Below are 11,937 nucleotides of genomic sequence, written 5' to 3' on the forward strand. Positions count from 1 at the left end.
ATGAACGGCACGCAACCCACCCCGTCTTCGCGACGAATCCGGATCGGCGCAGGCGCCGGATACTCGGGCGACCGCATCGAGCCTGCCGTTGAACTCGCGCAGCGAGGCGCGCTCGACTATCTCGTCTTCGAATGCCTGGCCGAACGCACGATTGGCATTGCGCAACAGGCACGTCGCCGAGACCCGCAATCGGGCTACGACCCGTTGCTGGAAGCACGCATGACCGCCGTACTGCCGGCAGCGCTGCGCAATGGCGTGCGGATCATCTCGAACATGGGCGCGGCCAACCCGCTCGCGGCGGCACGAAAGACAGCGGAGATCGCTCGCGCACTGGGGCTCGGCGGCGTGAAGATCGCCGCCGTCACCGGCGACGACGTGCTCGACGTCGTGCTGCAAGGCGACGCCCACTTCGAAGAAACGGGCGAGCGCGTGGCGTCTTACGGGAATCGTATCGTGTCGGCCAATGCGTATATGGGCGCGGCCGGCATCGTCGATGCCCTGGCGGCGGGCGCGCAAATCGTGTTGACGGGCCGGGTGGCCGACCCTTCGTTGTTCGTCGCGCCGCTGATCCACGAGTTCGGATGGCGCATGGACGATTGGGAAACGCTGGGACAGGCCACCGTCGTCGGGCATCTGCTGGAGTGCGCGGGACAGATCACCGGCGGCTACTTCGCCGATCCGGGCTACAAGGACGTGCCCAACCTCGCGACGCTCGGGTTCCCGATTGGCGAAGTCGCGCCCGACGGATCGGTCGTCATCACCAAGCTGCCCGACGCCGGGGGACGCGTGACACAAGCCACATGCAAGGAGCAGTTGCTTTACGAGATTCATGATCCCCGGCGATATCTTCAGCCCGACGTCGTGGCCGACTTTTCGCAAGTGCGCGTGGCGGAAGAAGCCTCCGACCGGATCCAGGTGACGGGCGGACGCGGCACCCCCCGCACGGACACGCTCAAAGTTTCCGTCGGCTACGTCGACGGATTCATTGGCGAAGGGCAGATCTCTTACGGGGGCCCGGGCGCCGTGGCACGGGCGAGGCTAGCGCTCGATATCGTTCGCGAACGACTGGCATTGACGGGGGTGCAGACGAGCGAATTGCGCTGCGATCTGATCGGCATGAATTCGCTGCACGGAGAAACGGCGGGCGCGCGCCACGCCGAGCCCTATGAAGTCCGTGTGCGCGTGGCGGGACGTATGTCATCCGCCGAGCAGGCATTACGCATTGGCAACGAAGTCGAGACGTTGTACACCAACGGTCCCGCCGGCGGTGGTGGCGTGACCAAGTCCGTACGCGAGGTGCTCGCGGTCCAGTCGGTGCTGTTGCCACGCGAGCACGTCAAGCCGTCCTTTACCTTCGTGGAGATCTGAGATGAAGCTGCGTGAACTCGCGCATTCGCGCACGGGCGACAAGGGCAACACACTCAACGTCTCGCTCATCTGCTACGACGCAAAGCATTACGAGCACTTGCGCGCCGAAGTCACGGCCGAGCGGGTGAAGGCGTTTCTGGGGGACGTCGTGCTTGGTGATGTCGTGCGTTACGAACTGCCTTGCCTGGGCGCGTTCAATTTCGTCCTGGGCAAGGCGCTCGGGGGCGGCGTGACGCGCTCGCTCGCGCTGGACGCCCACGGCAAATCGATGAGTTCAGCCTTGCTGGATTTTGAGGTCGCGACGCCGGATTGACACGCGACGCGCTCGACGCGCCGACACGCCCACCCCGACGACCGACGCCCTACCATTTCGCACCGACCGGCGACGGCCCGTCGGCATGCTGGCCAAGATAGTCGCGCAGATGGTCGACGAAGCAAGTGACCTTCGCCGAGAGGTTCAGGCGCTCCGGATACACCGCGTAGATGTCGGCCGGCGGCGTCTCGTACTCGGTTAGCACGTGCGCCAGTCGACCGGTGCGCAAATACTTCGCCACATCCCACTGGGCGCGCATCAGGATGCCGCGCCCGTCCAGCGCCCAGTTCAGGGCGACCTCCCCGTCGTTGGTGCTCAGCTTGCCGTGCACCTTGATCGTCTCGGTATTCCCGCCCCGGCTGAGCCGCCAATTGCCGTAAGCCCCGTCGTTCTGACGCAGCACGATGCACTCGTGCTGCGTCAAGTCATGCGGATACGCCGGCTCGCCCGCCGCGCGCAAATAGCCCGGCGAGGCCACGAGCATGCGCCGGTTCGCGGCAATCCTGCGCGCCGTGAGCCGGGAGTCCGGCATCTCCCCGAATCGGATCGCGATATCGATGCCGTCGTCGGGGAGCCCGACGGGCCGGTCCGTGAGGTGTAGTTGCACTTCCACATCGGGATACGCCAGCGTGAACGACGAGATGGCCGGGCCGACATACGAGCGCCCGAACCCCAAAGGCGCATTGACCCGGAGCGTCCCTTTCGGCGCCGCCCGGCTGCTCGATACCAGGCGCTCCATGTCGTCGATATCGCTCAGGATGCGCTGCGCGTGGGCGAAGTACACCTCCCCCTCGCTGGTCAGGCTGATGCGGCGCGTCGTCCGGTTGAGCAGCCGCACGCCAAGACGATCCTCCAGATTCGACAACCGCCGCGACACGGCCGGCGGCGTGAGATTCAGCTCGCGTGCCGTCGCCGCCAGACTGCCCTGCCGCACCAGCGTACAAAAGAATTGGAGTTCCGTATCCGCGTTCATTCGTAAATTTTTCGCAACAATGAATTAACTTTACATCGATTCAACTATTTATCCCAAGCATTAATCTCCGTTACCAGCCAGCCTCGTGTCGCGAACGCCCGATTCGGACACGTACATCGAGGTCGGCCGGCATGCCACATCAGATGGCAGACAACACCCATGCAGCCAGACCCGGCTGCGTGTCGGAACAACAGGAGACACCCCATGGATAACGAGCTGGAAAAACGCACGCTGCGCCGCATCACCTGGCGCATCGTTCCCTTCATCGTGCTGCTGTATTTCATCGCCTACATCGACCGGGTCAATATCGGCTTCGCGGCGCTGACCATGAAGAAGGATCTGGGTTTCAGCGCCTCGGCGCTCGGCTTCGGCGCAGGCATTTTCTTCTGGGGCTACTTCATGTTCGAAGTGCCCTCCAACATCGTTCTGCACAAGGTCGGTGCCCGCCTCTGGATTGCGCGCGTCATGGTGACGTGGGGGATCATCTCCGCGGCCATGGCCTTCGTTCAGGGCACGACCAGCTTCTACATCGTGCGCTTCCTGCTCGGCGCGGCGGAAGCCGGATTTTTCCCCGGCATCATTCTTTACCTGAGCTTCTGGTTTCCCGCGCGGCACCGTGCCGGTGTGACGGCGCTGTTCATGGCCGCGGCCCCGCTGTCGACCGCGATCGGCTCGCCCATCTCAGCCGCGCTTCTGCAAATGCATGGCCTGGCGGGTCTGGCCGGCTGGCAGTGGATGTTCGTTCTCGAAGCCGTGCCGGCGCTGGTATTGGGCGTGGTCGTTTTCTTCTACATGACCGACAAGCCGGAGCAGGCCAAGTGGCTCAAGGACGACGAGCGCACCTGGTTGGTCGACACGATGCGCGCGGAAGCCGCCAGCAAGGCGAGACATGCGGCGCACGGCCTCCTGAGCGGCCTGACCAATCCGCGTGTGCTGGCGCTCTCCCTGATCTACTTCGGCACCTCGGCAGGGCTCTACACGCTGGGCATCTGGGCACCGCAGATCATCAAGCAACTCGGCGTCTCGTCGATGACGGTCGGCTTGCTCAACGCGATCCCCCCGCTGCTCTCCGTGGTCGCAATGATCCTGTGGTCGCGTCATTCCGATCGCACCGGCGAGCGCGCCTGGCACGTCGTGATCGCCTGCCTGGCGGCGGCTGTGGGACTGGTTGTGGCCACGGGCGCCACCAGCATCGTCGGTCTCATTGCCGCACTCGCGCTTGTGAATATCGGCATCAGTTGCGCCAAGCCGCCGCTGTGGAGCATGCCGACGACGTTCCTGTCGGGCACGGCCGCCGCGACGGGCATCGCCACCATCAACTCCATCGGCAACCTCGGCGGCTTCGTCGGCCCGGCCATGATCGGCTGGATCAAGGACAAGACCGGCAGTTTCGAGGGCGGACTGTATTTCGTCGCCGGCCTGCTCGTGCTCTCCGCCGCACTGACCCTCGTGCTGGCCCGCACCCGCAAGCCGGCATCCACAGCAAACGGTGCCGTCGCGCATTGAGTGCACCGAGCACGCCACCGAACCATTTTTCAAGGAGCACCCCATGGACAAGGAAGCATCCATTCAGTCCCTGACGGACACCATGGCCAAATTCACGGCCTACATTGGCAAGCGATTGCCCAAGGACGTCAAGGCAAAGCTGGCCGATTTGCGAACGCTGGAAACCAACCCGCTCGCCAAGTCGGTGTACGACTCGATGGCGGGTAACCAGGAAGCCGCGGACAAGCTCGATCGTCCGAGCTGCCAGGACACCGGCGTGATCCAGTATTTCATCGAGGCCGGCGCCAATTTCCCGCTGTTGGGCGAACTGGAAGAGATTCTGCGCGAGGCGACCGAAACCGCCACGCGCATCGGACCGCTGCGCCACAACGCGGTTGAAACCTTCGACGAGCACAACACCGGCACCAACACCGGCACGCAGATTCCGTGGCTCGACTGGCGCATCGTGCCGCAACAGGACACCTGCACGATCGACGTGTATATGGCCGGTGGCGGCTGCACCCTGCCGGGTGCCGCCAAGGTGCTGATGCCGGGCCAAGGCTACGAAGGCGTGGCGGAGTTCGTCATGGACGTCATCACCGAGCGTGGCGTGAACGCCTGCCCGCCGCTGCTCGTTGGCGTGGGCGTGTCGACCTCGGTCGAGACGGCGGCGCGGCTCTCCAAGCTGGCGATTCTGCGTCCGGTCGATTCGAAGAGCGACAACCCGCGCGCCGCGCTGATGGAACAACTGCTCGAACAAGGCCTGAACGAAGTCGGCATCGGCCCGCAGGGGTTGACCGGCAACCACAGCGTGATGGGCGTGAACATCGAATCGTCGGCGCGCCATCCGTCCACCATCGGCGTGGCGATCAACACCGGTTGCTGGGCCCACCGCCGCGGCAAGATTCGCTTTAACGCCGACCTGTCCTACGAAGTGCTTTCCCACGAAGGAGTGGTGCTGTGAAGAAGATCCTGACGACCCCGATCAAGGATGAAGACCTGGAAGACCTCAACGTCGGCGACGTGGTGTACCTGACCGGGCGTCTCGTCACGTGTCGCGACGTGGCGCACCGTCGCCTGATCGAGCAGGGACGCGAGTTGCCCGTCAACCTCGAAGGCGGCGCGATTTTCCACGCGGGACCCATCGTGCGCAAGAAGGACGACGGCGGTTTCGAGATGGTGTCCATCGGCCCGACCACGAGCATGCGCATGGAGAAGTTCGAGCGCGAATTCATCCGCAAGACCGGCGTGAAGCTGATCGTCGGCAAGGGCGGCATGGGACCGGAGACGGCCGCCGGCTGCCAGGAACACAAGGCCATTCACGCCATTTTCCCTGGCGGCTGCGCGGTGCTGGCAGCAACATTGGTCGAGGAAATCGAAGGCGCGCAATGGCAGGACCTGGGCATGCCGGAGACGTTGTGGATCAACCGCGTGAAGGTGTTCGGGCCGCTCATCGTGTCGATCGACACAAAGGGCAACAACCTGATCCAGCAAAACAAGGTGACGTTCAACGATAAGAAAGCGCCGATTCTCGCGAAAATCAGTGAACAACTGAGTTTCATCAAGTAAGCGCAGGAACGCAGGGGCGCCAGAACCTAGGCCGCCGCCCGTTGCGAGTCCCCTGCGGGCCGCCGTTGGCCGGCGGCCACTTCATTTCCATGGCCGCGCACGCACGATCAACGAACGCCAAGCCGCCGTCATGACGGCTCAGCGTGCGGCGCTGCGCCATCTCCTCACACCCACGTCGACTCGATATCGACATGCGCTACGCCCGAGCGCGTGCGCGTAACGCCCGGCGGGACAGTGGGTCGATCATTCGGCGACGCCTCGGTCGCTTGCGCCGCCGGCGTACCGCACGACGACACCACACGTTCCAGTAACGCCGCGCTCCAGTGCTGATACAGCAGCAGCAACCGATACGACGTTCGGACAGGTGTCGCGCCCCCACATTGCCACGCCTCCCCCTGCCATCGATATCCCCACGGACTCTCGGCCGGATTCAGGCTCAGATAGCGGTGGCCATCAACGCACGACGTGTGGCACTGCACGTCGAACGCGACACAAGCGGCGGCGATGTCGTTCGCCGTCAACGATTCGCCGCACGTCAGTAGGCGCTCACGTAAGGCCTCGCTCGACGCGATGGCCGCCAGCAGCGGGGTGTCGCAATGCGTGGAGAGCTGCGTCACACGATCGACGCGATCGAGGACGGTCGCCTGATCGTCGGCCGGTACCGTCGCGAGCCGCTCACAAAGCGATTCCCATCGGCGCGTCAAGTCCTGCGCATCGCGAGTGAAGACCGCATTGCGCGCCCAGGTGCCGAGCAGACTCGTCACCGCGCGACAGGAATCGAGCATGAGCCCGGCCACGCGCAAGATGCCTCGATAACCATCGGTCCCGCTAGACGGGCTCGGCTCGCTCGCGAACCAGGACGGCATCCAAAGACCCAGCCGCGCGGGCGGCACGGCCGTGTTGGCGAATGTGAAGAGCGTGGCGACGTCGCGCGCACGTGTGAGCGTGCTCAGCGTGCCGCGCCACGACGACGGCGCGTCAGGGGATGGCGCAGGCGGTACCACGCACGCTTCCAGCAGCCGGCATCCCGCGTCCATGCGCTTGAGCACTTCGTCGACGGCATGGTGACGAATCAGCGTCGGCGAACCGAGCGACTGCGTCACGACGCCCTTCGCGCCCTCGAACGCCAGCAGCGTCCAGTCGGCCCACGGCACCCCAAACGGGGTGTTGGCGATCGAGGCGCCGCGACCGGCGCCCGGCGTCCCGGCGTCCCCTGGCGCGCCCTCCTCCCGGTAAAAGCACGCGGCAATGATCGCGAGCAGCGACAGGTTGCCCATGAGCGACAGGGCATCGCGCGCCGCACGAAAATGCCAACCGCGATCGCCGGTCGCGGCCACCGTGTCGATCCATCGCGCAATGTCGCGACACATCGGGTCGACATCGACCTTGATAGCAGTGGGCGTGGCCGATGCGTCGGCGTTGGCGTTGGCGTTGGCGTTGGCGTTGGCGTTGGCGTTGGCGGTAGCGGTAGCCGGGCGACTCGCGTTAGCGGTGCCGTAATGCACGCCCTCGTCGTGAGTGGGCGCCAACATCGCCTCGACCTGCGCGACGTTGCGCGCCAGACGCGCGTCGCGCGCGTGCGCAAGATCGAACTCCTTGCGATAGAAGTGCTGGCATGGCCCGGTCGTCACCCACAATCCCGCCCACGCCTTGGCAAAGGCCTGCGCAAGCGCAGGATCGACGCGATGTGACAGCACGCCCCCATCGCTGCGCGCATCCCTCGCCGTGTTGGCCGTCTGCGTCAGACGGGCGCCAATATCGGTTCGCGCGGCGCGGCGCGGCATCGTCGCCTCCGGCCGTCCCGACCGCCCAACGGCCGGCGCCGGGCCCCAGGCCCCTCCCCAACCGCTTGCGCCTGCACACTGCTGGTACCACATCGCTCCCCCCCCACCTGGTCGCCGCCGGGCGCGCCGGCAAACCGTCAACTATAGGGAGATGGCATGACGCATGCCGTGCCCCATGGAGCGAGCACGCGCGCCCATCCCGAATCCAGCCGTTGAACCCCGTCAGTGCCGCGTCGCAACCATCCCCCAGCGAGTGCCCACTTACGCAGCTTGCACAGGGCAGAGTACAACTCCCCTCTCGCCAAGTGCCAATGCGCCGGGGTAGACTTTCGGACACCTGACGTCAGCGGTCGCTCGCGCATTCCGGCGAGTCCCCCTTCGCTACGATTGCCGCGAAGCCGGTGGGCCGATACCATGCCGGCCAGCTAACGATCCACGACATTTCAACGCACGAACGCGAGCGCGCCCGCCGCGCGCCCCCTGCCCCAATGGTCGATACCTCATCTCAGACGTCTGCCGCGCCCCTCCATGCGCTTCCCCTTGTCCCGCTCGCGCCCCACGAGATCCCCCTGGGCGACGCCCTGCCCTGGGCCATCGTTGATCGCAATGGGGAACCCCTGCTTGCCGCGGGCGATATCGTCCCCACACAGGCGGGCCGCGACTGGCTGTTCGCGTCGTTCGCCCCGCACCGGGTCGCCAACCTCGGTGGAGACGACCTCGCCCCATCCGACGTTACCGCGCCCGCGGCGGCGGCTCCCGACAATGCGAGCTCTGCCGCCGCCGGCGCGACGCAACCGCAGTACGCGCTCACCGACCTGAATCTGCGCCCCGGCGACTGGCTGCAGATCCAATTGCCGCCGGGCGCCGGGTCGCAGCGGGTGCGCACGCGTGTGATCGGATACGCGCCGAATCAGATGCTGTTCATCACCGCCCCGACGGGCCGCGTCGCGCCGCTGACCCTACACGCCGGCGAGCGGCTCGAACTCTGGACATTCTCCGGCGAAGACATTTACCACTTCGTCTGTACGGTGGAGCGTGTGAAGCGGCTGCCGTTCGATTACGCCGTGCTCTCCGCGCCGGCGCAGATCCGCCGCAAGGTGCTGCGCCGTTCGCAGCGCGTGCCCGCCAGGCTGGTCGTATCGGTCGGTGCGGGTGAGGCGCGCCACCTTGCCCTGCTGCAAGACGTCAGCGCCGAAGGTGTCTCGCTGCTGGCCGACGCGCCGCTCGGCGCGCCCGGCGACAGCATGCAACTCGCGTTCCGCGTGCGTGTCGGCGACATCGACATGCCCATCGAAGCCAGTGGCACGATCCGCAGCGTGCAACAAGGCGACGACGGCAGTCATTTGCACGGCGTCGAATTGCCCGTGCTCGACCCGTCGCATTACGTCGCGCTCAAGTGCTACGTCTACGAGCGCCTGCTGGCGCTCGGGGGGGCCTGATGGCGAAGCCGAAGCCTCCCGAGGCCGAGCGTCCGCGCACGCTCGCCAGCCAGACGCTCTTCCGCGGCCTCGATATCGTGGAAGCCGTCGCCGCCGGCATCGACACCGTGCCGGCACTCTCGGCACATACCGGCATCACAACGTCGACCACACACCGGATCGCCTCGGCGCTCGTGCACGCGGGGTATCTGCGTTTTGAGCCGCGTCGCGGCTACCGGCTGGGCAACAAGCTCATCGAACTGGGGTTTCTTGCCTACCGACAAATCGACTTGCCACGCGTCGCACGCCCCACGCTCGAATCGCTCGCGAGCGAGACGCAGGACACCGTGCATCTGGCCGTCGCCGACGGCTGGGAAGTGATGTACCTCGACAAACTGCCGGGACAACGCGCCGTGGAGATCAGCTCGCGCATTGGCGGACGCAAGCCGATCTGCGTGACCGGCGTGGGCAAGGCGCTGTTGCTCGATCAGGACGAAGCGGCTTGGAAGGCACAACTTGCTCACTATCAGTCGCAAGCGCCGTCAACGTCGATCGACACGAAGGCGTGGCTCGCCCGCATGCACGACTACGCCCGTCTCGGTTACGCCTTCGATCTGGAAGACGACACGCCGCAAATTCGCTGTGTGGCCGCGCCGGTGTATGACGCAAGCCAGCATATCGTGGCCGCCATCAGTGTCTCGAGCACGACCAAGTACATGAGCCGCGAGCGCATGCAGGAACTCGTGCCGCGCGTGAAGCACGCCGCCGCGCAAATCAGTCACCAGCTCGGCTGGTCCGGTCACGGGGGCTAAGGCTCGTCGACCGAGATTCTCGTCGATAAAAAAACGGCCCTTGTGTGCAAGGGCCGTTGGCGTTAAGGCGTGGGAGACGCGGCTCCCTGGGAGATCCCTGGGGCGATGCGCGTCCGGGCGCTACGCCGCGCGTCGCTTGAGCAGATCGAGCGCCACGTCGACGATCATGTCCTCCTGACCGCCCACCATGCGACGCTGCCCCAGCTCGACCAGTATGTCGACGGTCTTGAGGTCGTAGCGCGCGGCAGCGGCTTCCGCGTGACGCAGGAAGCTCGAATACACGCCGGCGTAGCCGAGCGCCAGCGTCTCGCGATCCACGCGCACCGCGCGATCCTGCAACGGGCGAACGAGGTCGTCGGCGGCGTCCATCAACGTGTACAGATCGCAGCCGTGGTGCCAACCCAATCGCGACGCCGCGGCGATAAACACTTCCAGCGGCGCGTTGCCCGCGCCCGCGCCCATGCCCGCCAGACTCGCGTCGATGCGATCGCAGCCCTCCTCCACCGCAACGATGGAGTTCGCCACGCCGAGGCTCAGGTTGTGGTGCGCGTGCATGCCGGTGAGCGTCTCGGGCTTGAGCACGTCCTTGAAGGCGCGAAAGCGCTCGCGCACGTCGGTCATACCCAGCGCGCCGCCCGAATCCACCACATAAATACATGTCGCGCCATACGACTCCATCAACTTGGCCTGCTCGGCGAGATGCTGCGGCGTGGTCATGTGGCTCATCATCAGAAAGCCGACCGTGTCCATGCCCAGCTCGCGCGCGTAGGCAATGTGTTGGCGCGAGACGTCGGCCTCGGTGCAGTGCGTTGCGATACGCACCACACGCGCCCCTGCGTCGTAGGCTTCGCGCAGATCGTGCACGGTGCCCACGCCCGGCAACAACAAGGTGGCGACCTTGGCGTGCGTGACCGTCTCGGCCACGGCGGCAATCCATTCGAGATCAGTATGGGCGCCGAAACCGTAATTGAAGCTGGAGCCGGCCAGTCCATCGCCGTGCGCGACTTCGATGGAGTCGACATGCGCGGCGTCGAGCGCGGCGGCAATCGCTTTCACATCGGCAATGCGGTACTGGTGTCGAATTGCGTGGCTGCCGTCGCGCAGCGTCACGTCGGAGATATAAAGCTTTTTCTGCGTCATGATGAGGTGTGTCTCCTGAGAGCGCGTGCGACCGTCAGGCCGCGAGCGCCAGGCGAGTGGCGGCGATACGGTCGGCGCAGGCCAGCGCGGCGCTGGTCATGATGTCGAGGTTGCCTGCATACGCCGGCAGATAGTGCGCGGCCCCTTCCACTTCTAGAAAGACCGAGGTCTTCAGGCCGGTGAGCTTGCCCAAGCCCGGCACGTTGAGCGGGCGCGATGCGTCGAACAACTCGAACTGCACCTGTTGCTTGAGACGATAGCCCGGCACGTAGGCATGCACCTTGTCGACCATCGCCTGAATGCTTGCGGCAATGGCGGCCTCATCCCCCGGCTCGGACAGCACGAACACCGTGTCACGCATGATGAGGGGCGGCTCCGCCGGGTTGAGCACAATGATCGCCTTGCCGCGCGAAGCCCCGCCCAGCACTTCAATCGCTTTCGACGTCGTTTCCGTGAACTCGTCGATGTTGGCGCGCGTGCCCGGCCCCGCCGACTTGCTCGAAATCGACGCGACGATCTCCGCGTAATGCACCTTCGCCACCTGCGAGATGGCCGCGACCATGGGGATGGTCGCCTGACCGCCGCACGTCACCATGTTGATGTTTCGCGCGTCCAGATGCGCGTCGAGGTTGATCGACGGAATCACGTACGGGCCAATGGCGGCCGGCGTCAGATCGATCACCTGCACGCCACGCGCTTGCAGCAGCGCGTTGTGATGCGCATGCGCCTTGGCCGAGGTCGCGTCGAATGCGATGCGAATGTCCTCGAAACCGGGCATCGCCAGCAGGCCGTCGATACCTTCCGCGGTGACCGGCACGCCGAGGCGCTGCGCACGCGCCAGGCCATCCGAGGCCGGATCGATACCGACCATCGCGCCCATTTCCAGATGTTCGCTGTTGCGCATCACCTTGATCATCAGGTCGGTGCCGATGTTGCCCGAGCCGATGATCGCCACTTTCTGTTTGCGTCGTTCCGTCACTGTCGTCTCCTGAACGTATCCGTCCACTGATATGAGCCGCATCGTAATTGCGCGACACTCGAAATGTCAATATGTAAATATCGATCCCATATATTG

General features: G+C 65.3%; 11 protein-coding genes. 7 read left to right on the top strand and 4 right to left on the bottom strand.

The genetic code is table 11. The annotated features are described in order from the left end of the window. Entirely contained in the window at positions 1 to 1,368 is a 1,368-nt protein-coding gene (locus PCE31107_RS12875; RefSeq protein WP_150608863.1) for an acyclic terpene utilization AtuA family protein, read from the top strand. A 1-nt stretch (position 1,369) separates the two neighbouring features. Next, positions 1,370 to 1,681, top strand: coding sequence for an AtuA-related protein (locus tag PCE31107_RS12880; RefSeq protein ID WP_130025348.1), 312 nt, complete (start codon positions 1,370 to 1,372; stop codon positions 1,679 to 1,681). A 49-nt stretch (positions 1,682 to 1,730) separates the two neighbouring features. Here the strand turns inward: PCE31107_RS12880 and PCE31107_RS12885 are convergent, their stop codons facing one another. Continuing rightward, complete coding sequence (locus PCE31107_RS12885; RefSeq protein ID WP_130025347.1) at positions 1,731 to 2,654, bottom strand: LysR family transcriptional regulator; 924 nt, start codon at positions 2,652 to 2,654, stop codon at positions 1,731 to 1,733. A 204-nt stretch (positions 2,655 to 2,858) separates the two neighbouring features. On the opposite strand from PCE31107_RS12885, the gene PCE31107_RS12890 reads away from it, so the two are divergent. Genes PCE31107_RS12890 through ttdB form a run of 3 tightly spaced genes read left to right on the top strand, consistent with a single transcriptional unit; the run spans position 2,859 to position 5,708 of the window. Next, positions 2,859 to 4,160, top strand: coding sequence for an MFS transporter (locus PCE31107_RS12890; RefSeq protein WP_150608865.1), 1,302 nt, complete (start codon positions 2,859 to 2,861; stop codon positions 4,158 to 4,160). A 43-nt stretch (positions 4,161 to 4,203) separates the two neighbouring features. Continuing rightward, positions 4,204 to 5,103, top strand: a complete 900-nt coding sequence (ttdA, locus tag PCE31107_RS12895) for a L(+)-tartrate dehydratase subunit alpha (protein WP_130025345.1) — start codon at positions 4,204 to 4,206, stop codon at positions 5,101 to 5,103. Further along, positions 5,100 to 5,708, top strand: a complete 609-nt coding sequence (gene ttdB, locus PCE31107_RS12900; protein ID WP_150608867.1) for a L(+)-tartrate dehydratase subunit beta — start codon at positions 5,100 to 5,102, stop codon at positions 5,706 to 5,708. Before ttdA ends, ttdB begins: the two co-directional genes overlap by 4 nt. Positions 5,709 to 5,872: 164 nt before the next feature. On the opposite strand, the gene PCE31107_RS12905 is transcribed toward ttdB, so the two are convergent. Continuing rightward, positions 5,873 to 7,492, bottom strand: coding sequence for a hypothetical protein (locus tag PCE31107_RS12905; RefSeq protein ID WP_150608869.1), 1,620 nt, complete (start codon positions 7,490 to 7,492; stop codon positions 5,873 to 5,875). Positions 7,493 to 7,980: 488 nt separating this feature from the next. Here PCE31107_RS12905 and PCE31107_RS12910 point away from each other — a divergent pair, with 488 nt between their 5' ends. Further along, positions 7,981 to 8,931, top strand: a complete 951-nt coding sequence (locus tag PCE31107_RS12910) for a flagellar brake protein (protein WP_150608871.1) — start codon at positions 7,981 to 7,983, stop codon at positions 8,929 to 8,931. Next, the gene (locus PCE31107_RS12915; protein ID WP_150608873.1) at positions 8,931 to 9,722 is read left to right on the top strand and encodes an IclR family transcriptional regulator; all 792 of its coding nucleotides are present in this window, start codon (positions 8,931 to 8,933) and stop codon (positions 9,720 to 9,722) included. Before PCE31107_RS12910 ends, PCE31107_RS12915 begins: the two co-directional genes overlap by 1 nt. Positions 9,723 to 9,842: 120 nt before the next feature. Here PCE31107_RS12915 and dmpG read toward each other — a convergent pair whose 3' ends face one another. Together dmpG and PCE31107_RS12925 are read right to left on the bottom strand one after the other, a co-directional pair. Further along, positions 9,843 to 10,862 carry a 4-hydroxy-2-oxovalerate aldolase gene (dmpG, locus tag PCE31107_RS12920; RefSeq protein ID WP_150608875.1) on the bottom strand — a complete coding sequence of 340 codons (1,020 nt, stop codon included), beginning with the start codon at positions 10,860 to 10,862 and terminating at the stop codon, positions 9,843 to 9,845. 34 nt (positions 10,863 to 10,896) lie between these two features. Then, complete coding sequence (locus PCE31107_RS12925; RefSeq protein WP_150608877.1) at positions 10,897 to 11,841, bottom strand: acetaldehyde dehydrogenase (acetylating); 945 nt, start codon at positions 11,839 to 11,841, stop codon at positions 10,897 to 10,899. Positions 11,842 to 11,937: the final 96 nt, after the last annotated feature.

It is taken from the genome of Pandoraea cepalis (assembly GCF_902459625.1).
Lineage (GTDB): Bacteria > Pseudomonadota > Gammaproteobacteria > Burkholderiales > Burkholderiaceae > Pandoraea > Pandoraea cepalis.

Excerpts from the sequence above, each read along its gene's own strand:
- PCE31107_RS12875 (WP_150608863.1), top strand. The coding sequence starts at position 1 with ATGAACGGCACGCAACCCACCCCGTCTTCGCGACGAATCCGGATCGGC.
- PCE31107_RS12880 (WP_130025348.1), top strand. The coding sequence starts at position 1,370 with ATGAAGCTGCGTGAACTCGCGCATTCGCGCACGGGCGACAAGGGCAAC.
- PCE31107_RS12885 (WP_130025347.1), bottom strand. The coding sequence starts at position 2,654 with ATGAACGCGGATACGGAACTCCAATTCTTTTGTACGCTGGTGCGGCAG.
- PCE31107_RS12890 (WP_150608865.1), top strand. The coding sequence starts at position 2,859 with ATGGATAACGAGCTGGAAAAACGCACGCTGCGCCGCATCACCTGGCGC.
- ttdA (WP_130025345.1), top strand. The coding sequence starts at position 4,204 with ATGGACAAGGAAGCATCCATTCAGTCCCTGACGGACACCATGGCCAAA.
- PCE31107_RS12905 (WP_150608869.1), bottom strand. The coding sequence starts at position 7,492 with ATGCCGCGCCGCGCCGCGCGAACCGATATTGGCGCCCGTCTGACGCAG.
- PCE31107_RS12910 (WP_150608871.1), top strand. The coding sequence starts at position 7,981 with ATGGTCGATACCTCATCTCAGACGTCTGCCGCGCCCCTCCATGCGCTT.
- PCE31107_RS12915 (WP_150608873.1), top strand. The coding sequence starts at position 8,931 with ATGGCGAAGCCGAAGCCTCCCGAGGCCGAGCGTCCGCGCACGCTCGCC.
- dmpG (WP_150608875.1), bottom strand. The coding sequence starts at position 10,862 with ATGACGCAGAAAAAGCTTTATATCTCCGACGTGACGCTGCGCGACGGC.